We start from the raw sequence: 23,530 nt of genomic DNA on the forward strand, positions 1-23,530 counted from the left end.
TCGGGCGCGACGATCAGCACCCGCTCCCCCAGCTTGACCGGCCATCCTTCGTTGACGCCTCGTGGACTCATGGAGTGATCCTGCACCAGACGACGGACGCGCCATCACAGCGGCACTGCACTCTCGAAGATTTCCGGATTCCGGACAGACCCCCTTTCGACGATGTCGACCGGGATACCATGTGCCTCTCGGATCTCGTCCTCCATCTTCACCAAGTCGAAGAGGCTTGCAGACCCGTCGAGCGTGACCAGCAGGTCGATGTCCGATCCGACGATGTCATCCCCCTTCACAATGCTCCCGAACACGTGAACATCAATGCCGTGATGCCTGCGAACAATCTCACGCACCAGGTCGCGGTGGGCGCGAAGCACGGCGGACGGTCGCGCCGGGGTCGGGTCGTCACTCTCCGTGGTCATGAGGTGATCCTGCCGCTCAGCGCAAGCTGTGTCATCCGTCGCGCGGTTCGGTGCGCGATGCGTGCATCGGCGCGCGCCGCTTCTCCGCCATGGTCGGATAGCCGGGGTGCGGCTTCGTGTGCGAGTCGGCTCGCTTATGCTGCCGGATGGCATCAGCGGCCGCCTCGGCGTTTCGGGTGTAGCCAAGGACGTGTGGGCCCTGTCCGTCGTGCACGGCGGCTCGAAACCAGACCTCGCGGAACAGCCCGAACTCCAGCCGGTCGATGCGGCCAAGCGCATGGTCGGTGGAGCGAGGGTTGCGAACAAGCCACGTGTTCGGACCGGTCAGTACGGCCAGCGAAATCGGATGCCAGTCGGCCAACGGTGCTCCAGAAGAAGTTACTTGGAGCAGCCCGGCCGCTGCGGCACTCAGCGTAGGAGTCTCGACTGACTTCTCGCGCCATTTATCGTCGCTGGTGACATCGCACTACAGCCGACCGAGCATCCGATCCCACGCGTTGCGGATGCGCCACCAGTAGCTCCATGCGATCCGCCTCACACGCGAGCGCAGGTAGTGCGGATCTCGGTGACGCGTCCCGTCGCGATCCGGGTCGAGCCGCCAGAGCAGACGGTCGAGTAGCTCGGCAAGCCACTCAAACAGTCCGCTACTCATGCGTGCCGTTTCTCGCATCCGTGCCTGAATGCCTGCGTACCCGCGCCCGCCCGGGGTACCAGGTCATCCCTCCGCCACTCGATGGGCTCCTCACTCACTCGGTGCGCCTCCTCACCGGGCGGTGGTCATCACCGTCGACCTCATCCTGGTAGCGCCGGTTCCAGTCGTCGAACACGCTGTACGAAATCCCGACCTGCTTGACGGCGTCGCGCTTGGTGATTCCCTTCGCGAGGAGCCGCCGAACTGCGAGCACCTGCTCGAATCGCATCTGCCGCCGTTCCCGGAGGGCGGCCGCGTAAGCCTCCCTCCTCCGCTGGAGGCGCAAGGTCTCGCCCATCGACATGTTCTTGCGCCGCCAAGCCTGGATCTGGCTCTGCGAGACGCCGCCCTCGATGGACGGCCACTCGCGGACGACTTGGTTGTTCGGGTCGAGGCGGAGAATCTCCGCTTCCAGCGCCTTGATCCGCGACAGGAGCGTTTTCGCACCGATGCTTCGAGCGAGTTCGCGAGCGCGGCGACGGGGGTGAGGTGGGGTCCGTAGACGCACGCGCTGTTCGCGCACAGGTGATGCACGGGTGGGAACTGGGCGAGCTCGCCGGGAAATCCAGCGTTCGACCACGCGATCACACGGTGGACGTACACGCCAGGGTTGCGAAATACGAATCCGTAGCCGTTCCGATTGCCTGCACCGGTCCACACCAAGCAACCGTTCCTTTCGTCCCGATTTGGTCGGGCAGTGACCAGCTCGACGATCGCGTCCTTGTCGCGGGTACGGATAGCGCGGGCCAGCGCCCGGTACGCAGCGGGCCGAGGCATCATGTCACCGGGGCCGGTCACTCATCTCCTCCCTTGGGAGGCGCAGCATGCCCACGTTGGCGCGAGCGGGAGTGGGCGCACAAGTGGGCGTTGTTGTTGGGTTCTTGTGGATACATTCGTCTCTCCTTTCAACACCCCTGTGCGCGGCACTCACAGGAGATGCGAACACTCCGCTGCCCTTCCCCCAAGAAGCACGGCTCACACGTAACCCCCGGTCAGACTCATGTCGGGGGTCGCCTCGATGCTTCAAGCAACGAACCGACTTGGAGCAGCTATGGCGCGGCCCGTTCAAAACGCGAAAACCACGAGCGTTCGCAGTGGGTACCTTCAAGACCTCAACGGATACTCCTCGGTTCCTGGTGGTCCCGACTTCATGTCAAGATGACCACCATGACCAGGCGGATCTCTGTCACCGTCGCGCACGATCACCTCCTACAACTCGTCAAGTCGCCCAAGACCGGAATCTTCGAGTTGGTGTGGAACGCACTGGACGCCGACGCGAAGCGCGTCGAGATTTCGTTCCGAAGGAACAGCACCGGAAGCCTAGAGTCGCTCGTCATCGTCGACGACGGGACAGGCATCACGGAAGAACGGGCGGAGTCGCAGTTCGAGAAACTTGGCGACTCGTGGAAGGCGCGCGCGCACGTCAGCGATGGTGGTAGGAAGCTGCATGGGGAGCGCGGTCGTGGCCGCTGGGCGGCCTACGGACTGGGCACCACGGCCGTCTGGGACTCGATCGCGGAGCGCGTGACTGGCGATATGCGCCGCGTCCGCATACTCGGGGACAAGTCTGACCTTCGGACGTTTGAAGTCGATGCCGATCAGGCTGGCGCTGATCAACGGTCCGGCACGACCGTCATCGTCAGCAACCCGACGGACGCTGCTGTCAAGTACTTCGAATCGAGCGCACCGTTCACCGATCTCAGCATCGAATACGCCGCGTACATCGAACACTACGGAGTGGCGATCAGCTTCGACGGAGAGGAGATTCGGCCGAAGACACTGCAAGAGCGAAGCGAAATCGTCGTCCTCACCGTTCCGGAGGCCACACCGCCGACCGCGCAACTGCGCATTGTCGAGTGGAAGATAGACGTCCCTCGCAAGCTGTACTTGTGCGACCCGTCTGGCGTTGTCTTGTACGACATGCGAGCCGGCATCCAGGCACCTAGCTTCAACTTCACCGGGTACCTCCAGTGGGAGAACTTCCGCGACCACGAGTCCCTCCTGATTCTCGAACAGGGTGCTCCGACGCCCGGCGCCTCTCATTGAACGGTGAGCTCAACGATGTTGCCCGGCGACCGCCACGTGGGGACGCTCACCGTCGCGAGGCCTGCGCTGTACCGCTCGTGGGCCGATGAGCCGCCGGCAGGCGGCATCCTCGCGGCGTTTCGAAGCTAGATTCCGCTCACCTCCCCTTCGATTGTGATGTGTTCCGGGTCGGGCGCGTTGACGTACTGCCGCCTGGGGGTCCAGGTGAGACGGAGGCTTCGTCTGCCGGCCCGCGAAGGCCCGAGTCGGAACTCATCAACCGTCGCGGCCTCCTCCGAGGCGAGTAGGTGCTCCGCGAGCAACAGGTGTGCGACCGGACGGGCCACTGCGTCGGCGAGACCGCGACCGCGAAGCCCAGAGAGCGGGTCCACGGCACGGTATATCCAGTCGCGAGGAAGATCGTCTGTGCCGAAGAGTCCGTCGGAGAGCGCTCGCCGGCCCAGTTCTTCGGCGGACATGTTGTTCACTCCCACGCGAAGGCCGCGTTGGTTCGACCGGCCCCTGTCGGCCAGGGTGATCGTGACGTGCCGCTGAGAGGCGGTTGTGGACTCGGTGGTCATGCCCGTCATCTGCAACCTCCGGGCACCCCAGGTCGACGCGAATCGAACGTCATTGGCCATCTGCTCCCGCATGGCCTGTAGTTCTCCATAGACCTGGCCGCTGCGGATGTCGGCTTGGAGCTCGACCTCGACCCCGCGCTGCGGATACGGCGAGCACGAAAGATGGTGCGACCCACCCGCACCCATGGAGCCAGTGCCTCAGCGGCCAGGGCGGCCAACCGCTGCTCGACCCGGCGGCCAAGGTCATCCGATGTGGACCAGGGGCTGGTCGTGTACCGGTTCTGAACTCCGGCGATGAGGTCGCGTTGGGCACCATCCATGTCGCCACCATCGAGGCCGTTCACGAACAGGCATAGCCGAAGGCCCCGGCGCTCGGCCTCCCGAAACTCCGCCTCGGTGGCCGAGTAGCCATCAGCCATCCGCTGTCCGTATCTCGGTCCGAACAAACCGACGTAGATGTCCGAGCGTCGCACCCCCGCTAGGTAAGCCTGCTCCGCAGGAATGTCCTGCGCCCCGAGGTCCTCCTCGAACATGACCGGGCTGGCGCCCACACGGAGGATCGCCTGCCTAACTGCGTCGCGCTCGGCCCGCATGTCGCCGATCAGGCTGCTTACGAACACCTGCTGTCCCGTTGCCCACGCCACACGCTCCCGGTCGTCGATGGGAATGGCCGCCGCTTGTTCGTCGATGAGGAGTTGCTGCTCGGTCTGCATACTCAGAAGTCCAGCACATCTTGTCTGCCCGGGCCGAGCGCCGCGGTGTCGGCGGCCCGTGACACCATGCTCGAACGGAGAGGATGGAGTCACGCATGGGGCCGCACAACTACGTAAGTACCAGGGTCCAGTGCAGCAGGCACCGCCAGGAGTTGGAGTTGTGCCTTCGGGTTGACAGAGAGGTACCGGAACCGCTTCGCTGCTCGCCCGGCGGTGGCGGCTCTTCCGGCGTCACGCTCGGCCCTATGGGGCGCTGCGATTGCATGAAGCGTTTCGACGTGGCGGAGCTCCAGCGCCGAGTAGCTGACGAGTTGCGTCGCGGCGGCTTGGGCGCTGGATTCAGGTCGGCGCGGTCAGGGTGCAGCTCTAGAAGCACTCCGACGCCCGTCAACCGGCGGTGTGTTACCCCGGGCCCGACTCGCGTGCCGCGCAGTCAGGACGATCAAGGGCGAACTAACGTCTATGATCCGCCGGAAGGTTACGTGGGCCTCATCATCGGCGATGGGGTATCGCGGTGTGCCCGGCCGGTAAGGGGTACTCGGCCCGGGATGCGGCCTTCGACGATGGGCGCGATCTCGCTGGAAAACAGTTGGAGGAGCTCGTCTCCTGGAGCGTGCAGCACATCGCCGGTTCGAGCAGAGGAGCGGGTGAGCCATCGGACATCGACGTCGACCCGATCGTCCTCGTACAGCAGCCACTCCGTCGCGTCCGCCCACCGGCGGGAATCGAAATACTCCCGGCTGTCACCGGCGGCGAGAGCCCAGGTGAGCGGCCTGAACGTGAATGCAGCCAGCGTGTTCACCTCGCTCCGCGTCCCGAGCACATTCGCAGTCAAGATCGGGCCGGTAAGGAGCGCCCGCCGGCCGAGATAGGTCGCAACCCTGAGGGAAAGCTCACCCGGAAGCCGGACCGGGCCGCCAGCCAGCAACTGCTCGGCCAGCGAAGGGCGCATCACGCGGGTGTTGGGGCTGATGGCGAGCATCCCGTACAGCACCGACCGCGTCACTAGGCCCGGCGCAAGACGGATGGCCGGCATGTCCGGATGCCAGACCCGACCTGCAACCGAAAACCACCGCTCGATGCCAGCGGCGAAGTCTGCGTAGGCACGGTCGTAGCGCCCGCCGGAGAGGCTGTTGCAGTCCATGCACAGCCCGTACACCCAGATCCCACCGATGTACTCACCGATGTACTCTCGACCTGACCGGTAGCCCTCCGAACCGCCGAGCATGTACTTGCGAGTGACCGGGCCGGTGTTCCCCGCCGCCTGCGGCGGCACATGAGTGCGGCTGAGCTTCCGGACGGTTCCGCACACGCCGCAAGGTCTCGGCTGATTCCCCAGCCTGAGCCCGACGACCTCGTTCATGAGCCGAGCCTAGATTCTCGACCTCGGACCCCGCGCCCGTTCAGTAGGACGTGTCGGCACTGTCGGGACCGCCCTCGATGCAGAAGTCCCAGCCGGTTGCAACCGTCGTGCATAGACACTCAGCGGCAACCGTCGCTCCGCGTCACGCGGACACCGAAGGCAAGCAGAACGGAGGCCAACCATGGCCAGCAAGAGGAACAAGTCCACCAAGAAGAACGGCACCAGGAAGGCGACCACCCACGCCCGCCGGTCCCCCATCGGGGCCAGGAGGCACCACCCCGTGAAGGACGCGCCCATCACCGTCCTGGCAGCCCACATCCGCGAGCTGTGGGTCATCCACGGATTCACCAAGCCGGTGTTCGACTTCGACCCGGTCCCGCTCGACAGCGAGAAGGTGCTCGGCCGGCGCCCGTCGGAGGCTGAGTACAGCGCGGCCGTCGCACTCCTCCTGATGACCGAGTACGGCCACGACTGTGCCCTCCAGGACGTCGTCCAGAACCGCCCCAACGTCGCATGGTCGCTGCACCGCGGCATCGAGCCGGAGCTGCTCGCCGCCTGGGTGGACGTCCAGCACCGGACCATCCCTACCGCCGACCCGGCGAAGAAGGGGCACCTGCTGGTCTGGCGCTACGCCGAGTGGAACAGCGAGGACGAGTGGGCCAGCGGCGCCGACTTCCACACCGCCATGTACAGCACCGAGAAGGACGACATCACCGCCATCGGAGGATTCGGCGGACACGTCATGTACGAGGAGGTCGAGGTGCCCATCGGCTCGTGGGAGAACACGTCCGCGCAGATTAACGCCGGCATGAGCCGACGGTCCTGACCGAAACAGACCACCGGGCCATCAACCCCACGGCGGGCGAGGTCGAACCGACTTCGCCCGCCACGTCGGTATGGTCGTGACCATGCGACGCCCCATCCTCTACCGACCGCTCCTGCCGGTCTTCGCGGTGCATGCCGCGATGGGAGCGGGTCTGGGAGCCGCGCAGTGGACCATTGCCGTGGCGGAGAATGCGATCGTCAATGGCGTCGACAGCATCGAAGGCGCCTTCACTGGGTTCGGCATCATGGGCCTCCTCGCGATCATCGTTGTGCACACGGTCTGGGCGCTGATCGTCTTCGCAACGACTCTGCTCCCAGCGGCAGTGTTTCGCGGGCGGCGCGGGCGGCTTGGCGTGATCGCGCTGGCGGCCGCAGCGGGTGCAACCCTCGGATTCGTCCTGCTGGGACTGCCGGGTGAGCTCCTCAGCCAAGGACCGATTCACCCCGCGATCTTGGGAGTCATGGCAGTCATCGGGTCCTTGGCAATCTGGAGACCCACTTCTGCCGCCGGAAGAACCGACATCCAAGAAGCCCGCTGAGGCCCCGCCCTGCCTACCGCCGGTACGTCGCTCGGCGTCTTCGCTTCGGCACGAGCGCTCCCGCCGCCGCCAGGCTCGTTCAGAGGGTTGTGCACAGGCACGGGGATGGTACCTCCCGGCCACCGCTTGGGGGTCCAGCAACAGCGCTTACAACCGACTGACCAGGTCAGGTGTGATGTCGCCAAGAGCTGCACATCCGGAGAGTGCCATGACTTCGCGGAGCTCTTCGCGGAGTTGACTGAGAAGCGCTTTAACTGCTGGCGCTCCCCCGGATGCGAGCGCCCACAGGTAGGGCCGGCCGATGAGCGTTGCGCGTGCACCGAGCGCGAGGGCGCGGAAGATGTCCCCGCCGGTACGGATGCCGCCGTCCACGAGGACAGGGACCTGCCCGTTGACGGCGCTGACGATCGCTGGAAGGGCACGAGCAGTTGCAATCGCACCATCTATCTGTCGGCCGCCGTGGTTGGAGACGACGACGGTCGATGCGCCAGCGTCGACCGCGCGGAGCGCGTCATCGGGTCGGAGTATCCCTTTGACGCCGATCGGCACAGAGGTGAGGGATCGCAACGATCGGATGTCATCCCAGCCGATCAGCGGGTCCCAAACGCCTGGATCATCAGATCGAGTCGTGCCGTCGCCGCGGTGGCTGGTGACATGAACGCCTGGTGGCAATGGTCCCAGCCCGCCGTGGCGGGCGGCACGCGGCCGATGCGCCTCAGTCGGACGATCAACCGTGACGAGGATCAGCTCGTAACCAGAGGACGCCGCTCCCCCAACAACGCCTTCTGTCCAAGCCCTGTCCGTGCTGACGTAGAGCTGCAACCACCGGTGTCCGCTCCGCAGGTCGTGCAGGTCCGTGGTCGCGGATGTCGCTAGACAATACGCGGTGCCGAACCGCTCTGCGGCGGAAGCGGCAGCGATCTCGCCGTCCGGATGAAGCGCACGTTGCCGGCCGGCCGGCGCGAGCACCATGGGAGCAGAGTAAGAGGTCCCGAGGATCTGGGTCGATGTATCAGCGGACGCCACGCCGCCGAGAGCCCGCGGGACGATCTCGTACTGATGCCACGCGGCCTCGTTGGCCGCCACCGTCCGCTCGGTGCCAGCCCCGGCCATCACGAAATCGAAGACCTTCTGGGGCAGGACCTGTTTGGCCTCCAGCTCGAACTGGGCGCTGGTTCTCGCGTCACTGGCGGCCATAGATGGAAGCTATCTCGTCATCGAGACACGCGGGAAGAGTGTAGGAACTCCGCTGCTGCCGGTACGCGACCCTGAACTGCCTTCCCAGCGTTCGCGTCGAGCGACAAGAGATTCCGTCGGCCGGTGCCGGAGACTGGTGAACCGAGTCCTCGACGGCGATGGGCTGGCGCAGGTCGACGCCTACCGCCGGTACGTCGCGCGGCGTCTCCGCTTCGGAACGAGCGCTGCGACCAAAGCGAGGGCGGTGATGCCGATGAATGGCCACGGGTTTGCGGCGAAGGCGCCGGCGGCCTGTCCCGCGGCACCGCCCCCCACACCTGGGAGACACGAGCGAAAACGCCAGCAAGGTGACACCCCTACCGCTAAGGTCAACCAAACACGCGTCGTGGATCGGGGAAATCATGGGCACGGGCACGTTGCAGCTTTCAATTTCAAACCTCGGCGCCGCTGCGCTCCTGCTCCTACTTGTGGGATGTGCTTCGAGTTCAGAGGGGTCGTCCATCGAGACAGGTGCGCCGGCCGCAGATCCCACACCGCCTGCGTATGCAATGCATCCAGACGGTTACCCTGCGAGCGTCGCGGACAGGATGTCGGACGAGCAGGCCGCGGCGATGGCTGACGGCGTTGTCGACGTGGAGGAGTACAAGGCCGGCTTCGAGCGATTCAGTGCGTGTCTTGCAGATGCCGGCTACCCACTCAACCCGGGCGTGGACAAGCCATCAGGTGAGTTCGTTGGCGACGAGCAGTTCATTGATTACAGCATCCCGAACGCCGCCGTCGAGTCTGGCGTCTCCATGGAATGCTACGAACGTGAGTACCTCCAGCTCGACATCACTTGGCAGGGATCTCATGGCGGAGACGCAACAGGGGACCGCTGACTTGCGAGGCATTTCCGACAGCGTTAGAGCGGCTCATGTTCGCTTTCACCTCCGCCGGTTGAGATCAAGGCGAGCTTCGGCCGAGCTGCGGTATTCGCCGGCCTCGGTGCGGTCGTGACAACAAACGGTGGCGTCGTCGCCAGGAGTCGTGCCGGTGTGGCGGCGGCAGTGATCGCCGTCGTCGTTGCTGCCGCCCTCTACGCCGTGCTCCCACTGGCGTGGTCAGAGCCGGTGCACAACGCCTGCGTCCGTAGCCTTCCCGGAAACGGGTCCGCGCACACCGAGTGGGTACCGCTCCCCCGGGCGCATTGGCTCTGCTACACCACACCGGAGGGCGGAATGGAAACGGCGACAGACATGGGGTGGTGGCCCTAAGCGAGTCAATGCAGCACAGGCGGAATGACTGATGCATACCCGATGAGGGGCCGATCCGTCGTGACGTCGCCCGTGTGATGCAGACCAACGTTGCCTACCGCCGGTACGTCGCTCGGCGTCGTCGCTTCGGCACGAGCGATCCGGCGACGGCGAGTGCGACGATGCCGATGTACGGCCACGGGTTTGGCGATAGCTTGACTGGTCGATGTTGATCAGCAGAACTGGGAACCATCCCGGCCGCTCCGGCAACTACGTAGGTGACAGCCCTGACGACGGGGCGAAGAAGGGACGGTCGGTCATGACGCCGAAGCGAACAGCAATCCTGGGTGTAGCACTCCTCCTTCTGGCGGTGCTGGCGATGGCGGGCGGCCAGCTCACCATCTGGGCGGAAATGGACGCCGTTGACGCCGCCGGACCGGGAGGATCAGGCGGCAGCATCTTCTCCGCTGGCGGTCTTACCGTTCAAGCGGGGTTCGGGATGTTTCTCGCCGGGGTAGTGCTCGTCGCCGTCGGCTGGGCGCGCCGCAACGGCGTATCGAAGCCCTAGAGGCGTGACTGTCGGTACGGTGTTCGGCATCGCCTTCCCGCCCCCGGTCCTCCGCCAAGCAGGGGACGGCGACGTGGGGTATGGCTGTTGAGAAGTAGTGCGGCTGGTCGGCTGGCTCGCGCATCACGTTCAATGGGTCGGTGTCGGCCCGCCACTATGGTGCCGACCATGCCGACGTACGGTTCTGCTCACGGCCTGGGGCCGTTGCACCTGAACGGCGCTAGCACCCCGGTCCGGAACCTTCCGCGCGGATGCGGCCATTCAATGGGTGAGCTGCGCCATTTGGCCGCGGCTCTACAGGATGAAGGGGCACGGGTATGTGGCGCGCTGCTCCAATCACGGCACCGGCTGGTCCGAACGGACCGAGCGCCCATTTCGGACAGCTGTGGGTTCAACCATGGCTATGGGAACGGACTTCGGTGAGTGCAGATCACGCGGGCGACGACATCGTGTTGCTGCGCTCGGCGATCGAGGGAGATAGTGCCGCGTTCACCGCACTGTTCGATCGGTACGAAAAGCGGGTACTGAACGTCTGTTGGCGGATCGTGCAGCACCGTGAGGACGCGGAGGACGCCGCGGCGATCGCATTTCAAACGCTTTGGTCCAGACGGCATCACGTCCGTGAGGTGGATGGCAGCGTCTGGCCGTGGCTGCTCACCACCACCGTGAACGTCTGCAACACCTACCGGCGCGGCCGCGGCCGGTACCGGACCTTCCTGGCCAAGCTGCGGCCGGAAGTCTGGCATGTCAGCGCGACGGAGGTCGCCGAGCAGCGCATCGAACAACAGGGTCGACTTGGGCCGACCTGGACGGCATTCGCGAGGCTCACCGCGGATGAGCAGACGATCCTGCTGCTGTGCGTGGTGGAGGAGCTGCCACAGGCTGATGTCGCGCGAGCGCTCGGCATCAGACCGGGAACGGTGAAGTCCCGACTGTCCCGCGCGAAGGAGCGGCTCCGGAACCTGATCGAGACCGAGTCCGCCCTGCGAGCTGATCCGGCCGGCGAAGGAAGGGGGTGAAGGATGTTCGAACCGATAGATGACATCGAGTGGACCGCCGATCACCGGGCCCGCACCCGTGACAGGCTCACGCGGCAGGTGGAGAAGGACACCCGTCGAAGGAGGCGGAATCCGTGGATCTTCATCGTGCCCAGTCTGGTGCTCGTGGGCGCCGTCGTCACGGGCGCGCTGGCACTGCTGCTTCCGGTGACGAACCAGAACGTTGTGCACTGCTTCGCCCGCGCCGAGATTCGCGATGACGGCAGCTACCCGGGAGGCGGAGTCGCCTTCGGGAACGCAGGGTCGGATGTCATCGTCGCGATCGAGGACGCCATCGCCGCGTGCACGCTGCTGTGGCAGGACGGGATGCTGGACCCCGCGGACGAGGACGGTGCGACCGGCGGGAACGGCACTCCCCCGCCGCCACCGAACCCTGACCGGAACAGCCCGGTACCTCCCGAACTCACCGTATGCGTGATGCGTGACGGCACCGCCGCAGTCGTCCCCGGCGACGAGGAGGTGTGCACGCGGCTTGGGCTTGCTCGACCGCTCGAAGGCTGATCGGAGTCGAGTCGGCTCGGGGTCGTGGAACCTTGTCAGCCTGTGCGGCAAGTGAGTCGGCGAAGGCTATCGTTTCGCGCCATGACTCCGAAGGAGATCCGAATGTTCAACCCCCGCACCGTCCAGCTCGGGAAACCTGTCGACCCGGCTGCCATCACCGAAACCGGGACGGTGTCCGTCGAGATCACGTTCGACGAGGATTGACCGACAGGTGAGGGCGAGAGTCCGACTCGTCCGTCTGATCGCCGCGGCGGCCGTGCTCGGCGGTGTGCTCCTGGCGCTCACTGGATTCGGTCCGTACGCAGCCCGATTCTCCTCGGTCGACCATCTCGCTGGCGGCCCCCGCCACGACTACTACCTTGAAGTTTCACGGGCGACCGTCGCGGAGCGGTGGCTGATGATCGGCGGCGGCACACTGGTGCTCGCAGGCGTCGTCACCGCAGCAGTCGTCTTCATCCGGGAGCGATTGGTCGGGACGCAGCGATGACGCCGAATTCCACTCAGCTCCGGAGCGCCGGCACGGCGCCGCGGCTTTCTGGGCCGGTGTGCTCTCCGCGGTGCCGTGGATACTCATGCAGTACCGACAAGGGGCTGAACCCATGCAGTACCGGTACGCGACGTTCATCGAGTACGACCCGGTTGCCGGGGTGCTCGACGTCGCGGTTCTGCTCACCGCCCTGGTCGGTGGGGCCCTGGCCGTCCTGCTGGGCTGGCAGGCCCTGGGCGGCCACGGTGGAACCCACGCCCTCCCCGCGGCTGGAGTGACCCTCGGTGTGATCTCGCTGGCCGCGTACGCCCTGCCAGCACTCCCGCAGGTCATCGACGTGCTTACCGGGATCAGCCTCGCATGGCCCCGATGACCCGCACCCGCACGACGCGAGTCGGCGGGGTGATAGTGATCGTCGGTCTCGCCGCCGTCGTCTACACGCTGCTGCCGCTCGCGTGGTCTGAGCCGGTGCACAACGCCTGCGTCCGTAGCCTCCCCGGGAACGGGTCGGTGCACACCCAGTGGGTGCCGTTGCCCCGAGCGCACTGGCTCTGCTACACCACGCCGGAGGGCGGAGCCGAAACAGCGACCGACATGGGTTGTGGCCGTGAACGTCACCGAACAGGCAGCCCGGGCAGCCAGGCTTCGAGGGAACCTCCTGGCGATCGCATCGGCGGTCACCGCTGGGCTCACTGTGTACTTGATGTGATGGGACGGCCGCATCCCGGTCCTCGCAGCCGCCGCCCTCCTGTGAGGCCACCTGGCGCTGTGGCAGCTGCGCCCAGATCCGGTTTCGGCCAGTGGCTGGCGATCACCGGACTCGTCGTCGGCTACGGCATCCTGGCGCTGTGGGTCTTGCTGGTCGTCAGCGTCGCTCTGCGGCCGGAATAGGCGAGCCATGCGATCCAACCGACCGATGCCTAGTGACCCGTGGCCGCACGACATGGTCATCGCGGTGAACGACGGCGACCATCTGCTGCTCCCGCTGCTGTTCATCAACGAAGCGTGGCAACTGCGGGCGACGCGCATCCCTTCCCTCAACCCGCCACCCGACGTCGGCGGCTCACACCGGCCAGACACGGCGACGGTCGACGAATGGCGACTACGGTGGCGGGACGCGTGGGGTCAAGCGGTCGCAGCCGCCGGAGTGAAGCCTGAACCGCCGGCGGACGCCGAGTCGGCGAAGGCATGGTTCCGCGACTGGGTCGGGCAGATGCCGAAGCCGTTCACCCAAGTGTGGGGCGACGCCGGATTCGACCGCGACGCGTACAACGCCTGGGTTTCAGCACTCCGCCCGCCCGATCGTCACCACCGACCCCTCGACGAGCAACCCGAACGGCGGGCGCTCCCCGCGCTAATCGGGGCGTGGCAGCGCGGACTCCGTACCGTGGTCACACTGCCGTTCGCACGGCACTGGTCAGCACAAGGCGGACCGCATCACCTGCTCATCGCCGAAATGACCCGCGAGGACACCGACAGGTACTCAACCCGGCTGGAACTGTTCGGGACGATGCCGCCGGGTAACGCTCCAGCAGCGCCGAGACGGTGACGTGGTTCACGAGCAGCTCAGAGCGGAGTACACCTCGATGACCCGTGTCGGCGCGTCCGGGTAGCCAGCAGCGTCCAGTGCGACTCGCACCTGCTCTCGGACCACCTCGATGTGTGCCTGGTCTTCGAGACGGTCCTGCCGGATCTCCGCGTCACTGGAGTCCGAGTCCTCAATGATGACCTGCCACTCGGCCGTTGCCTCGTCGGTGACCACGGCGTTCATCAGCGCGTCACGCGCCACCGCCTCGGCTTCCGCAGGGACGTCCTCGACAAGCCGTTCCAGCCACCACGACGCCGTGCATTCGCCCTCGGTGACCCGAAACGTCTCCCGCCGGTCAGGTTCACCACGATCGGCGGCGCAACCGGACATGAGCAGCGCCACCACTGCGGCTATCGGCAGGACGGTCGCTACACCAAGCCGGTTCACTGCGGCGCATCCGCACGGTCTTGCTGCCTCCACTCCAGCCATTCCCGATGCTCCCGCATCCCGTTCCGCACCGCGCGCTTGACGACGCCGTAGAGCAGCAGCAGGAACGCGGCGACGAGCACGATGATGACAATGAGCCCGCCGGTCCAGAGTAAGTCGTACAGGGGTGGGATGTCGGGGTTGATCGTTTCGGTCGGGTGCACCGGTGTCCTCTCGTCAGCGTACGCGCTCCCACAAGAGGTATCGCCGGAGAAGGGCTTACGGTTCCAACACCGCCCGGCCGCCCACGACCGCCCACACACGAGACCGGCACAGCTGCGGCTGGGACCCGGCAGCTCCGGCGAGCCAGCTACCGCCGGTACGTCGCTCGGCGCCTCCGCTTCGGGAGGAGCGCTCCCGCGAAGGCGAGTCGCGTCCTCGTGTTCTGGTGGGGCGGCTGGCTGCTCAACGGAGTCGGCATCGGACTTCTGGTGGTTGCCGGCGCCGGGATCTGGTGGTTCATCGCTTTATTCCTCATCCCCGGCTGGGTGCGCCAAGCGAACGCAGACATCGCCCGCGGCGTCGCCTGACCGCTCGCGGCGAGCAACCGAATCGCTATGCTCGAAGCTCGCGTCCGCACGATCGAGGAAGAAGCGACCATCCACACCAACACCGGCGGGGTCGCCCAGCCCGACGACGCGCTGGTCAACGCCGCCGAAGTGGAAGCCGGCCGGTGAGCTACCCACATTTCCGCTACACGGAACCGGAGCGGGAGGAACGTCCTCGCCGTCAACCGCGTGACGGGGAACGACCGGCTCTCGGCCGGAAGATGACCGTGGTGATGCTGTTTCCCACCGTGGTCTTCATCGCGCCGCTGCTGGTCTTCGTCGCCATGATCCACTCGGCGCCGTTCTTCGGAACCCAGCCATCCGAGAGCCAGACCTCCGAGTCGATGGCGATGCTCGCAGCCGCGGGCTTCGGAAGCGGGATCGCCACGGTCGCCTCCTGGTGGCTGTGCTTCTCCATCTGGAGAGAGGACCGATTCATCACCGGCGGGATCACCTCCACACTGCTCACCCTCGTCAGCGGCCTGCTGCTGCTCACCCTGTACGGGAGCACCCGGTGATCAAGGTCACCCTCGCCTGCGGGCATGAGAAGCAGCTCCCTGACACCATCGAGGTTGCGGTCGGCCAGGAGGTGCCTGCATGTCGTCGTGCGGCTTCCGCGGCAAGACGATCGCGCCGCGGTACGTCACGGCTGTCAAGCTGGCGCCATGACCCGCCTCGCCGCTCCCGGTCTGGTGGCCACGGCAGCCGTCGCAGCCGCGCTCGCGGGGTGCACCGGCACCGCCAGCGAGCCGGTGACCTATGTGGCGAGATACTCCGTCGAAGCGAGCAGCTACCCCGTCCAGGTGCGCTTCGGCATCGAGGTGGACGGAGCGATGGACCTCAACGACTCCGAGCCCGGACAAGCATGGGACGGCATCTCGGAGTTCCCGACCCCACCCGGCGGGCCCGCCAAGGCGCTTCTGTTCGTCACCGCCATCGACGACGTCGAATCGGTGAACCTTTCCGTGTCCATCGACGACACCGACGCGCGCTGCGAGATCGAGACGGATCTCCAAGCCGGCGAGCAGACATCCTGCCAAGCCACCATCGGCGTCGAACGATGACTGCCGCGCCCCCGATGACCATGCCGCGCCACCCGCAGGGCCAGCCGGCCCGCGGGCAGTTCGCGCCTCACCCGGCGGAGCTGGCCGGCTCGACATCGCAGAGTGGTGACCACACCGCCATCACCCACGCCGACAACGACACGGTGCTCGCCGTCGCGGAGCAGGAGTGGGCCAGGAAGTGACGACGAGTACGCCGTCTGATGGACTGGACGACTTCCAACGTTGCGTTCTCTGGGCGATCTGGGAATACAACCTCGACGGCCACGGCAAGAACTCTCAGAGCGACAACGCCAGGTTGGTCAGCTTGCTCGGCAAGGTTGTCGACCGCAAGCTGTTCAGTCAGCGCCAGCCGTGGAGTCTTCGCGGCCGGAGCGTATCGGCGACCCTTGCTTCACTGGAGAAGCTAGGGTTCCTGGAAAGCGTCGACGATAGGACGCTGCTTACCGCGAAAGGCTTTACGGCCATCCTCGACATGGACGAGCAGTTCTCCTGACCCGATCTGAGCAACCTCGCGCACATGCGGGGTATGTCTACTTCGACCGCGCAGCCCCGCGCCCGCCGCGGCACCCCTGCGGCGGTCAGTTCAGGCCGCTCCCGCACCGGAAGGGGAGTTGCAGCTCGCCGAGCCGGCCGCACCGGTCGGCACATACGACGCTCCCCCATGAAACAGCAAGACACGCTCGCCGCATGGCGGCAGGGTCGGACAACTACCCCACGGTATTCGCCGACATTGAACCCGCGGACGACTAGTCCGCGCCGTCCTCGCGGCCGAGCTGAAACACGAGTGAGAAGCACCTAGGCCGGCGCCCGAAGGAGCCCGTTCGGTGCTCCTCGTGTGCCGGGCTTGCGTAGCGGAGACGATGTTGGCTCCTCCCACTACCACGGGGAGCGACTTTGATGGATCACGCGAAGCGAGCACCTTGCCCTACCGCCGGTACGTCGCTCGGCGTCCCCGCTTCGGCACGAGCGCTCCAGCGATGGCGAGCGCTGTGATGCCGATGTACGGCCATGGGTTTGCGGCGATCGCTTCTGCTGCCCGCTCCGCGGCGACGACGGCTCCTTCGAAGAAGAGCTGGGTGAAGTTGAGGTCCATGGCGTGACGATAGGGGTAGCCGCCGACACGGGGAGTTGTGGTCGTATGGCGCAAGAGAATCAGTCTCGCCGCGCAGCTAACCAGACCCGTGTCCGCTCACTCCGGCGGTGCCGGCGCCTGGCCCGTCCGCCCAGAGCTGTTTTCCGCACAGGCATCTTCCATGCGATGCGCAGCCAGGTGACACCCATGCCGATTCCGCACAGCCCTCCAACCAGCGCGAAGACCACGTCGACGACGTACGAGCTGAACGGAATACGCACTACTCCGAGAATCACTGACACAACGCCGGTGATGACACTGCACCAGCCGAGCGCCGTGAACAGCTTCGGAAGGCGCTCACGGCTCATCCCCCACTGGGCCGCCGCCACCGCCACGGCGACGAGCAGGATCGGGCCGGCGACGACCAGCACGGCGAGGCTAGCTGCGTTGAAGCCGAACACGATCATGCTGCCGAAGCCGAGGACAACTGCCGCCGCGGTGGCAAGAAGGGTGATGCGGGTGGCTCGGCTCATGGTGTGGTGTTGCCTTCCCGCCCTGGTGTCCGAGGTTCGCCGGCGTCCTCTTTCCTTTGCTCGTAAAGGATCTGCCCGCCCATGAGGGCAAGGACCAACCCCGGCCCGCCCAGTCCGCCGCTCCCATTCCAGCCGAGGAGAGCGGTGACAAGCCCCGCAGCGACCAAGCCGACGCCCGTCCACAGCAGGATGAGTCCGCCTCGCCGGTGGGCGCGGCGCGTTGCCTCGTCGGTTGGCTTGGTCACGGCTTGTCGCCGTCGAGAAGATCGTTGTTGCGTATCGCGTCGTCCTTGAACTGTGTGCGGACCGCGCGTCTGGACATCACCAGGACAACGACGGCGCCGGCGGCGAAGAGTGCGGCCGGGATGAACCATCCGAGCCCGAGGAATACGACCGCCGCCGCAGCTAGAGGCATGAAGAACAGGTGGATCCTGACCGGCCGGGTCATTTCGGCGCACCTTCCTGCCGCCGCCGGCTCCAGCGCCGCACTTGATGGAGCACCGTGCCGATAATCAAACCTGCGCCGGTAAGGGCGAGGGAGTAGCCAACGAAGGGCAGGAACGGGAACTCGTCGACGAGTGGGCCGAGCGCTAGCTGGAGTCCCACCACGAGTGGTGCTGCACCCGCCAGCAGCAACGGAGCGGTCACACCGAATGATGTGAAGTCCAGCGCGACACCCTTCGACTGGAACCACAGGAGTCGGAAGCTTTGAACCATCAGAATGACGAGCCCGGCCGTTGTGAACCATCCACCCCACGGCAGATCGAGCACCCAACTCAGAGTCAGCCCAAGCAGGATCAACGCCGGCCCGGACATCCAAATCCAGTAGAACCAGCGTCTCGACGCGTCCGACATCTTGCGGGCTTCGCCCTGGCCGGGGATGGGCTCGTCCATTTCGCCTCATTCGGGTTGAGGTGCTTCGGGTCGATCAACTTGTATCAGGAAACATCGAGCAGACGCCATGCCACGAGCAACCCCGAGGCCAGACGGGTCGATCGAAACCCTACAGCGGGCTCTGAAAACCAGAAGTACATCTCGTTGGTCAACTGGCTGTGCATCGGCGTGTGGGCACGGTCAATAGAATCCGCGTCATGCCCCTCTCACAGCGGTCGGTGGGACTCATCGGCGAGGCGTCAGCGATTCTCGGGCATGCCCCGCTCACGACCGAGCTCTTGAAGGCGGGGCTGGGGGACGGGGACCCAGGCCAGACTGACCGCACCGGAAAGTCGATTCCACGCGACAAGCGCGCCGCTGCTGCTGTGAAAGCTGGCCTCGCGCACCGCAAATGGGACGAGTTGCTAGCGCTAGCCGAAGCTGTGCTCAACTTGCTCGCGTCCTCCGGTGACGCGCCCTCCTGGGCAGCCGAACTCGTGGTCTCGTTGCGGGCCGACGGATACGACGCAGTCTCGAACGAAGTTGAGCAAGCTAGTGGGGGGTTCTGGGGGCCGCCCTCCGTGACGCGCACATGGAGGATTCTGCCCCTCGGTGAAGAGGACATGCCGCTCGCGGTAACCGCCACCGCTCTAGCCCGAGACCTAAAATCCCGCGGCTTGGACATAGCCGCGAATCACTTCGATCAAGCGTTCAAGTCGCTGACCGGCGGACAGTGGGAGGCCGCGAACGGCCAGCTGCGGTCGACATTCGAGAACGTGCTCGTTGAGCTCGCCAGGAAGTTCGGCTGGACTGGCGACAAGGGAGGGCAGGCGCTCGATGTTCTCCGCGGAAAGAAGGCGATCGACGACCACGAATACAACTACCTGAAAGGCCTGTGGGGCATGAGCCACACGAACGGCTCTCATCCCGGCATTAGTAGCGAATCGGAAGCCCAGCTTCGAATGCACTCGACAGTGGGCGCGATCCGTTTCATCCTGCATGCGATTTCGTGAATGTGGGTTTCGATGTCGCCGCGCCGCGCTAGCGGCAACGCTCCGAGCGCCGCGTGCAGAGCCCACCACCAGTAGCTCGCTCACTTCGTTCGCTCGCGCGCTCATCGCTTCCGTCCTCCCCCGTGGCGGTGCGTTGCCGATGTGGCGACGTGACGCATCTCCCCGCGCCTGCGGCGCGGGCGGCGGCGGTGCGGAGTCGAGCCGTGACCGATGCGTTGGCGTGCGGCGCCGGAGGCGCCGTCGCTTCGCATCTGGTCGCGGGTCGACGAAGCGTCGGTGCGCTTGCTTCCGCGGACGCAGCGCGTCCAACAATGAGCTCATCACCCGGCACCCGGCCGGCACCCCCGCAGGCGGGCAGTTCGCGGAGCGCGCCCGTGCCGAAGCGGACTTCGGCCCCCACGAGCGCCGGGCCGCCGCTATGGTTGCCGTCAACTTCCCCGCACCGAAAGGCCCACCCGAGATGTCCACGGAACAGACGGCCCACACCGACGTAATCGAGCCCGGCTCGCCCGAGCAGGCCCAGGTACCAGCGGCGAAGAAGTCGCGCCGGCTGAGCCGGACAGCGATCGCATTCATTGTCGTGTCGGTCCTAGCCGTCGCCGGATGGACCGCGTTCGGCATCGTGCTCGCCGACAACGGGAACTGGAACCGCGCCTACCAGAGCGTGAAAGCGTCGCTGGCCGACGAGCAGGAGCGCGCGTCAGCGCTGGAGGGCGACCTCGACGAGATGACCGCGTCCCGTGACGAGTACCAGAACGAGGTGCTGAACATCTCCGGTCGGGAGTCGGCGGTGGAGAAAGGCGAGGCGGAGCTAGCGGCGCGGGAAGCAGAGCTGGACGAGCGGGAGAAGGCGGTCGACGACAAGGAGGCCTACATCCGGGAGACGTCACTGTCCGACGGGACGTACACGGTCGGTGTGTCGATGGAGCCGGGCACGTACCGCACGGAGAGCGGCAGCAGCCGCTGCTACTGGGCGATCTACCGGTCCGGGACCAACTACGACGACATCTAGACCAACGACCTCGGCTCCACCGGGGTGCTGACCGTCACGATCTCCGGCGGTCAGGACTTCGAGACCAGCGACTGCGGGACGTGGAAGAAGGTCGGCTGACCTAGCCGTCGAGGACCGCGCGAAGCTCGGCGGCAAGGTCGCTGTCCGGCTGGCCGTCGAGCACGGCGCGAACCGCGTCCAGCTTGGCCTCCGCCTGCATCCGCAGGTCCCGCGGGGTGGGGTTCGTCCGCTTCTGCAATGTGAAGGTGAACTCCGGCTGCTCGCCGGTGACAGCGATGCCGGCCTCGATGTAGATAGTGGCGCCGAGACGCTCCAACCAGGGCGACTGGCGGGGTGTGACCGCACCGAGCGATGCACGGCGGTTCCCAGCTCCCAGTCCCCCGCGTCGTCCGGTTCGTCCGGTACGTGAAGGTGCCGTACCGGCACCTGGTCGCGGCGCGGTGTCCTCGAACGGGACGGCCGGCGCTGCGCGTACTGCGGCGGCCGCGGCACCACCATCGACCATATCCTCCCCCGCTCCCGCGGCGGTCAGGACACCTGGGCGAACACGGTGACCGCGTGCCTTGCCTGCAACAACCGGAAGGCGGACAAGACCCCGGCCGAGGCGCGGATGCCGCTGCTGTACCAGCCGCGGGTCGTGACCGAACGGGACACCCTCATCCTCGCGATCGCATCGACCGGTGCGGATGTCGCGGAGCGCGGGCTGGTCTGAGCTGGCGCGGTGCTACTCGGCTTCTTGGATGACGAGGGTGCCGCCGAGGGTCTCCTGAACCGTCTCGATGTCATCGGCGTTGACGATCCAGTTCGGGCCGACGAGCAGGCTCACCTCGAACCCCATCTCCTTCTGTGTCGCGACGAGCTCGTCCCGGTTCGACTCGGAGATGAACGTCATGAGCACTGTGGAGTCATTGCAGTCGCCGGACTCAGCGGCGAGGGTGACGCGGTTCTCCTGCACCCACGCATCGCAGGAGCCGCCGGCATCCACATAGGCGTCACGGAGCTCCTCGACGCTGCCGTACTCGACTGGGCCGGCCGGAGCCTCCTGAGTCGGCGTCGCCTGAGCGACGGGCGCGGCGGAAGGCGATGAGCAGCCGGCAAGCAACGCGACGGCGGCCAGGGACAGGGCGATGGCAGGGGCTGTGAGGCGCATGACCGACACCGTAGCGGCGGGAGATCGTGGCGTGGGGCCACTTCCGGCAGTGTCGTCACCCCAACACGGGGGGCATCCGGTACTCGCGCCCTGCGTTCCGAAGCCGGTGAAGGAGACCGGGCGCGGATCAGCCGGCGAGAGCTTCGTCAGCCCATTGGTCGGCGAGCCGGTCGAGCCAGATGTTCGACACATCCATCCGGGTGAAGAACGGCTCCTCGCAGTCATCGGCCGCAGCGCCGGGTTCGCTGATGCAGCCGTCCGGGATGTCGGTGCCGAGCCAGGTCAGCATCGCACCGTACGACGTGTTCACCAACGTCGTGTTGTCCTCGCTCAGCCCGTCGGAGTTCATCACCCACGGTTCCAGCTTCGCAGAGAAGTCCTCCGCGATCTGGCCGAAGTCATCCATCAGCGCCCAGCAGTCCGCGATCGGTCCCTCGGAGCCTTCATCCACCCCGGCGAGGTCCGCGGCGTAGTAGATCCGGCATTCGTCGATCTTGTTCGCGGTGAACCGGACCAGGAACGAGTCATCGACCGTCAGCGCACCCTCGGCGGCCAACGCCTCGTCGGTGAACTCCGACTCCGGAGCCTCGGTCTCCAACGGCTCACCCGATGCCGCCGGCGGCGCCGACGTCACCGGTGCCGCATCATCCACTGCCGGGGCCGAGCAACCGGAGACGAGCCCGGCCACAAGCAGCAGGGACACAGCGGATGCAGCGCGAGACACCATCCCCGATGATCCGGTGGGGCGTGTGCCGCTGGGGCGGTATAGGACTGCGGATGGAAACCAGCCGGCGACCCCGTAGTGTGACGCCTCCCGCTCCGCTATTCGCTTCGCGGCCTCGACCGGTGGGTTCATGCCCTTGACGTTGTAGGCCCGGCCGTCGAGCCGGAACGCGGAGTCCTCACCCCGTCGCCACACCCACCCAAGGTTCTCCCACATCCGCCCCTCCCCGTCGATGCCCATGCCGACATGCCAGTCGTTGAGAACCCATAGCCGTTGACCGCTGACTTCTGGGATGAGTCGCGACCTGTGATGCCGCAACGTCATCCTGCCAAACATCGCAACCCGCTCGTTGCGAAGGACTTCGGCTGCGTCCCTGCCGATCTTCGCAAGCGCTGCCCCGGCGAGTTGCTGACGTCGAGCCTCCTCGACCGCTGCCTGGGCAGCCGCGATCGAGGCGTCGTCGCGTTCACGACAGATTCGGCTGATTTCCTCTTCGAGTGACACCGAGACCCCTTCGATTCGCGATCCAGCTTCTCAGGCCCGCACGGTGAACAGAAGGGGGAACTAGACCTGCGCCGGCCACCGATGACTCCGCTCGGCGACACCGGGACGCATTCCGATTGGACAGTCGGCGGAGCCGGTGTGCCGACCCGTAGCGGTACGGGGTGTCCCGGCGCCGCTAGGCGGGGCGGTGCGGTGGGGCGGCGAGCCGATAGGTAGGGGCGCTCGGCTCTGGCGGGCCTCGCGCGCTTCGTCGCTTCGCTCCTTCGCGGGAACGGGGCGTTCTCGATTCGGGATTCGTGGCGCAACTCCCCGCGCCTGTGGCGCGGGCGCAGCGGTGCGGAGACGATCCGCGAGCGATGCGTCGCGCGGCGGCCCCAGGCCGCCGACGCAGCATCGTGACGCGGATCGTCGGAGCGTCGCGGAGCCTGCTCTTGCGGACGCTGCGCGTCCGCTCGGGTTCTCGGGGTGGTTGCGTTCTATGGGTCACCGGTCGACTCCAGTCGGGTCATGCGCTGCGCGCATCGACCCGTCAGTCGTCTCGCTTCTTTCCCTTGCGAGCGGCGCTGCGCGCCGCTGCTCGGATACGGGGCGTCCTCGCGTCGGGTCGCGTTGACGGGGATCGTCACGGTGCCTGGTGGCTGGGGTTGATGGGACACGGGACGCATCGCGGCGTCCGTCGGGGCGCATCGCAGCGGAGGCGCAGTGTCTCGGAGGCGGGACGTGTCCGGCGCCGACCATGTCCGAGGCTGACCCGCGCTTCGCGGGTCACACCGGACGGAAGTGTCTCCTCGGTTCGAGGTCCGGACGGCGCGTTGACCGAGACGCAA

At 66.3% G+C, this 23,530-nt stretch carries 36 protein-coding genes and 1 pseudogene; 20 read left to right on the forward strand and 17 right to left on the reverse strand.

Annotation, left to right across the window (positions count from 1 at the left end):
- Positions 1 to 104: 104 nt before the first annotated feature.
- The 4 genes from ACFFGH_RS10585 to ACFFGH_RS10600 form a co-directional block, all read right to left on the reverse strand.
- Positions 105 to 416, reverse strand: a complete 312-nt coding sequence (locus ACFFGH_RS10585; RefSeq protein WP_386667999.1) for a nucleotidyltransferase family protein — start codon at positions 414 to 416, stop codon at positions 105 to 107.
- 31 nt (positions 417 to 447) lie between these two features.
- Entirely contained in the window at positions 448 to 777 is a 330-nt protein-coding gene (locus ACFFGH_RS10590; RefSeq protein WP_386668001.1) for a hypothetical protein, read from the reverse strand.
- 105 nt (positions 778 to 882) lie between these two features.
- Positions 883 to 1,068: a hypothetical protein gene (locus ACFFGH_RS10595; protein ID WP_386668003.1), complete on the reverse strand. Its 186-nt coding sequence runs from the start codon at positions 1,066 to 1,068 to the stop codon at positions 883 to 885.
- A 94-nt stretch (positions 1,069 to 1,162) separates the two neighbouring features.
- Positions 1,163 to 1,615, reverse strand: a complete 453-nt coding sequence (locus ACFFGH_RS10600; RefSeq protein WP_386668005.1) for a hypothetical protein — start codon at positions 1,613 to 1,615, stop codon at positions 1,163 to 1,165.
- 650 nt (positions 1,616 to 2,265) lie between these two features.
- Here ACFFGH_RS10600 and ACFFGH_RS10605 point away from each other — a divergent pair.
- Complete coding sequence (locus ACFFGH_RS10605) at positions 2,266 to 3,153, forward strand: ATP-binding protein (protein ID WP_386668007.1); 888 nt, start codon at positions 2,266 to 2,268, stop codon at positions 3,151 to 3,153.
- 125 nt (positions 3,154 to 3,278) lie between these two features.
- Here ACFFGH_RS10605 and ACFFGH_RS10610 read toward each other — a convergent pair whose 3' ends face one another.
- The 3 genes from ACFFGH_RS10610 to ACFFGH_RS10620 form a co-directional block, all read right to left on the reverse strand.
- Positions 3,279 to 3,713 carry a hypothetical protein gene (locus ACFFGH_RS10610; RefSeq protein WP_386668009.1) on the reverse strand — a complete coding sequence of 145 codons (435 nt, stop codon included), beginning with the start codon at positions 3,711 to 3,713 and terminating at the stop codon, positions 3,279 to 3,281.
- 5 nt (positions 3,714 to 3,718) lie between these two features.
- A complete protein-coding gene (locus tag ACFFGH_RS10615; protein WP_386668011.1) occupies positions 3,719 to 4,426 on the reverse strand; it encodes a DUF4062 domain-containing protein in 708 nt (235 codons plus the stop codon).
- A gap of 478 nt (positions 4,427 to 4,904) precedes the next feature.
- A complete protein-coding gene (locus ACFFGH_RS10620; protein ID WP_386668013.1) occupies positions 4,905 to 5,789 on the reverse strand; it encodes a hypothetical protein in 885 nt (294 codons plus the stop codon).
- A gap of 181 nt (positions 5,790 to 5,970) precedes the next feature.
- Between ACFFGH_RS10620 and ACFFGH_RS10625 the strand changes: the two genes are divergently transcribed.
- Positions 5,971 to 6,615 carry a hypothetical protein gene (locus ACFFGH_RS10625; protein WP_386668015.1) on the forward strand — a complete coding sequence of 215 codons (645 nt, stop codon included), beginning with the start codon at positions 5,971 to 5,973 and terminating at the stop codon, positions 6,613 to 6,615.
- Between the two features lie 82 nt (positions 6,616 to 6,697).
- Complete coding sequence (locus tag ACFFGH_RS10630) at positions 6,698 to 7,153, forward strand: hypothetical protein (protein ID WP_386668017.1); 456 nt, start codon at positions 6,698 to 6,700, stop codon at positions 7,151 to 7,153.
- A gap of 147 nt (positions 7,154 to 7,300) precedes the next feature.
- Here ACFFGH_RS10630 and ACFFGH_RS10635 read toward each other — a convergent pair whose 3' ends face one another.
- Positions 7,301 to 8,350: an alpha-hydroxy acid oxidase gene (locus tag ACFFGH_RS10635; RefSeq protein ID WP_386668019.1), complete on the reverse strand. Its 1,050-nt coding sequence runs from the start codon at positions 8,348 to 8,350 to the stop codon at positions 7,301 to 7,303.
- Between the two features lie 401 nt (positions 8,351 to 8,751).
- Here ACFFGH_RS10635 and ACFFGH_RS10640 point away from each other — a divergent pair, with 401 nt between their 5' ends.
- The 8 genes from ACFFGH_RS10640 (at position 8,752) to ACFFGH_RS10675 (ending at position 13,745) form a co-directional block, all read left to right on the forward strand.
- Positions 8,752 to 9,228 carry a hypothetical protein gene (locus ACFFGH_RS10640; protein WP_386668021.1) on the forward strand — a complete coding sequence of 159 codons (477 nt, stop codon included), beginning with the start codon at positions 8,752 to 8,754 and terminating at the stop codon, positions 9,226 to 9,228.
- 673 nt (positions 9,229 to 9,901) lie between these two features.
- Positions 9,902 to 10,150, forward strand: coding sequence for a hypothetical protein (locus ACFFGH_RS10645; protein WP_386668023.1), 249 nt, complete (start codon positions 9,902 to 9,904; stop codon positions 10,148 to 10,150).
- Between the two features lie 419 nt (positions 10,151 to 10,569).
- Entirely contained in the window at positions 10,570 to 11,169 is a 600-nt protein-coding gene (locus tag ACFFGH_RS10650) for an RNA polymerase sigma factor (protein ID WP_386668025.1), read from the forward strand.
- 3 nt (positions 11,170 to 11,172) lie between these two features.
- Positions 11,173 to 11,709 carry a hypothetical protein gene (locus ACFFGH_RS10655; protein ID WP_386668027.1) on the forward strand — a complete coding sequence of 179 codons (537 nt, stop codon included), beginning with the start codon at positions 11,173 to 11,175 and terminating at the stop codon, positions 11,707 to 11,709.
- 211 nt (positions 11,710 to 11,920) lie between these two features.
- On the forward strand, positions 11,921 to 12,196 hold the full coding sequence (locus ACFFGH_RS10660) for a hypothetical protein (RefSeq protein ID WP_386668029.1): 276 nt from the start codon (positions 11,921 to 11,923) through the stop codon (positions 12,194 to 12,196).
- Positions 12,197 to 12,308: 112 nt separating this feature from the next.
- Positions 12,309 to 12,569, forward strand: a complete 261-nt coding sequence (locus ACFFGH_RS10665) for a hypothetical protein (RefSeq protein WP_386668031.1) — start codon at positions 12,309 to 12,311, stop codon at positions 12,567 to 12,569.
- 395 nt (positions 12,570 to 12,964) lie between these two features.
- Positions 12,965 to 13,087 carry a hypothetical protein gene (locus ACFFGH_RS10670; protein ID WP_386668033.1) on the forward strand — a complete coding sequence of 41 codons (123 nt, stop codon included), beginning with the start codon at positions 12,965 to 12,967 and terminating at the stop codon, positions 13,085 to 13,087.
- A gap of 25 nt (positions 13,088 to 13,112) precedes the next feature.
- Positions 13,113 to 13,745, forward strand: a complete 633-nt coding sequence (locus tag ACFFGH_RS10675; protein ID WP_386668035.1) for a hypothetical protein — start codon at positions 13,113 to 13,115, stop codon at positions 13,743 to 13,745.
- 6 nt (positions 13,746 to 13,751) lie between these two features.
- On the opposite strand, the gene ACFFGH_RS10680 is transcribed toward ACFFGH_RS10675, so the two are convergent.
- Together ACFFGH_RS10680 and ACFFGH_RS10685 are read right to left on the reverse strand one after the other, a co-directional pair.
- Positions 13,752 to 14,171: a hypothetical protein gene (locus ACFFGH_RS10680; RefSeq protein WP_386668037.1), complete on the reverse strand. Its 420-nt coding sequence runs from the start codon at positions 14,169 to 14,171 to the stop codon at positions 13,752 to 13,754.
- A complete protein-coding gene (locus ACFFGH_RS10685; protein WP_386668039.1) occupies positions 14,168 to 14,374 on the reverse strand; it encodes a hypothetical protein in 207 nt (68 codons plus the stop codon). Before ACFFGH_RS10685 ends, ACFFGH_RS10680 begins: the two co-directional genes overlap by 4 nt.
- 216 nt (positions 14,375 to 14,590) lie before the next feature.
- Here ACFFGH_RS10685 and ACFFGH_RS10690 point away from each other — a divergent pair, with 216 nt between their 5' ends.
- From ACFFGH_RS10690 to ACFFGH_RS10710, 5 genes are all read left to right on the forward strand, one after another.
- The gene (locus ACFFGH_RS10690; protein WP_386668041.1) at positions 14,591 to 14,740 is read left to right on the forward strand and encodes a hypothetical protein; all 150 of its coding nucleotides are present in this window, start codon (positions 14,591 to 14,593) and stop codon (positions 14,738 to 14,740) included.
- A gap of 251 nt (positions 14,741 to 14,991) precedes the next feature.
- Complete coding sequence (locus ACFFGH_RS10695; protein ID WP_386668043.1) at positions 14,992 to 15,276, forward strand: hypothetical protein; 285 nt, start codon at positions 14,992 to 14,994, stop codon at positions 15,274 to 15,276.
- A gap of 147 nt (positions 15,277 to 15,423) precedes the next feature.
- On the forward strand, positions 15,424 to 15,822 hold the full coding sequence (locus ACFFGH_RS10700) for a hypothetical protein (RefSeq protein ID WP_386668045.1): 399 nt from the start codon (positions 15,424 to 15,426) through the stop codon (positions 15,820 to 15,822).
- A complete protein-coding gene (locus ACFFGH_RS10705) occupies positions 15,819 to 16,004 on the forward strand; it encodes a hypothetical protein (RefSeq protein WP_386668047.1) in 186 nt (61 codons plus the stop codon). The genes ACFFGH_RS10700 and ACFFGH_RS10705 overlap by 4 nt, the downstream gene beginning before the upstream one ends.
- Positions 16,001 to 16,315, forward strand: a complete 315-nt coding sequence (locus ACFFGH_RS10710) for a hypothetical protein (RefSeq protein WP_386668049.1) — start codon at positions 16,001 to 16,003, stop codon at positions 16,313 to 16,315. The genes ACFFGH_RS10705 and ACFFGH_RS10710 overlap by 4 nt, the downstream gene beginning before the upstream one ends.
- 432 nt (positions 16,316 to 16,747) lie before the next feature.
- Here ACFFGH_RS10710 and ACFFGH_RS10715 read toward each other — a convergent pair whose 3' ends face one another.
- The 4 genes from ACFFGH_RS10715 to ACFFGH_RS10730 all read right to left on the reverse strand — a co-directional run bounded on the left by ACFFGH_RS10715 (position 16,748) and on the right by ACFFGH_RS10730 (position 18,321).
- A complete protein-coding gene (locus ACFFGH_RS10715) occupies positions 16,748 to 16,915 on the reverse strand; it encodes a hypothetical protein (protein WP_386668051.1) in 168 nt (55 codons plus the stop codon).
- Between the two features lie 59 nt (positions 16,916 to 16,974).
- Positions 16,975 to 17,427: a hypothetical protein gene (locus ACFFGH_RS10720; RefSeq protein WP_386668053.1), complete on the reverse strand. Its 453-nt coding sequence runs from the start codon at positions 17,425 to 17,427 to the stop codon at positions 16,975 to 16,977.
- Between the two features lie 241 nt (positions 17,428 to 17,668).
- The gene (locus ACFFGH_RS10725; protein ID WP_386668054.1) at positions 17,669 to 17,875 is read right to left on the reverse strand and encodes an NfeD family protein; all 207 of its coding nucleotides are present in this window, start codon (positions 17,873 to 17,875) and stop codon (positions 17,669 to 17,671) included.
- Positions 17,872 to 18,321: a hypothetical protein gene (locus ACFFGH_RS10730; RefSeq protein WP_386668056.1), complete on the reverse strand. Its 450-nt coding sequence runs from the start codon at positions 18,319 to 18,321 to the stop codon at positions 17,872 to 17,874. Before ACFFGH_RS10730 ends, ACFFGH_RS10725 begins: the two co-directional genes overlap by 4 nt.
- 197 nt (positions 18,322 to 18,518) lie before the next feature.
- Here ACFFGH_RS10730 and ACFFGH_RS10735 point away from each other — a divergent pair, with 197 nt between their 5' ends.
- Together ACFFGH_RS10735 and ACFFGH_RS10740 are read left to right on the forward strand one after the other, a co-directional pair.
- Complete coding sequence (locus ACFFGH_RS10735) at positions 18,519 to 19,313, forward strand: hypothetical protein (RefSeq protein ID WP_386668058.1); 795 nt, start codon at positions 18,519 to 18,521, stop codon at positions 19,311 to 19,313.
- A gap of 460 nt (positions 19,314 to 19,773) precedes the next feature.
- Positions 19,774 to 20,325 (forward strand): Rv1352/Rv1906c domain-containing protein, encoded by a 552-nt coding sequence (locus ACFFGH_RS10740; protein WP_386668060.1) that lies wholly within the window; start codon positions 19,774 to 19,776, stop codon positions 20,323 to 20,325.
- Positions 20,326 to 20,425: 100 nt separating this feature from the next.
- Here the strand turns inward: ACFFGH_RS10740 and ACFFGH_RS10745 are convergent, their stop codons facing one another.
- Positions 20,426 to 20,641: a hypothetical protein gene (locus tag ACFFGH_RS10745; protein ID WP_386668062.1), complete on the reverse strand. Its 216-nt coding sequence runs from the start codon at positions 20,639 to 20,641 to the stop codon at positions 20,426 to 20,428.
- A 162-nt stretch (positions 20,642 to 20,803) separates the two neighbouring features.
- Here ACFFGH_RS10745 and ACFFGH_RS10750 point away from each other — a divergent pair.
- A pseudogene (locus tag ACFFGH_RS10750) lies at positions 20,804 to 21,037 on the forward strand (HNH endonuclease); the annotation flags it as partial.
- A 12-nt stretch (positions 21,038 to 21,049) separates the two neighbouring features.
- On the opposite strand, the gene ACFFGH_RS10755 reads toward ACFFGH_RS10750, so the two are convergent.
- Complete coding sequence (locus tag ACFFGH_RS10755; protein WP_386668064.1) at positions 21,050 to 21,475, reverse strand: hypothetical protein; 426 nt, start codon at positions 21,473 to 21,475, stop codon at positions 21,050 to 21,052.
- A 127-nt stretch (positions 21,476 to 21,602) separates the two neighbouring features.
- Positions 21,603 to 22,439: a hypothetical protein gene (locus ACFFGH_RS10760; protein ID WP_386668066.1), complete on the reverse strand. Its 837-nt coding sequence runs from the start codon at positions 22,437 to 22,439 to the stop codon at positions 21,603 to 21,605.
- Positions 22,440 to 22,472: 33 nt separating this feature from the next.
- Between ACFFGH_RS10760 and ACFFGH_RS10765 the strand changes: the two genes are divergently transcribed.
- Positions 22,473 to 22,700, forward strand: a complete 228-nt coding sequence (locus ACFFGH_RS10765; protein ID WP_386668068.1) for a hypothetical protein — start codon at positions 22,473 to 22,475, stop codon at positions 22,698 to 22,700.
- The last annotated feature ends 830 nt before the right edge of the window (positions 22,701 to 23,530 follow it).

This window comes from Lysobacter korlensis (genome assembly GCF_042434515.1).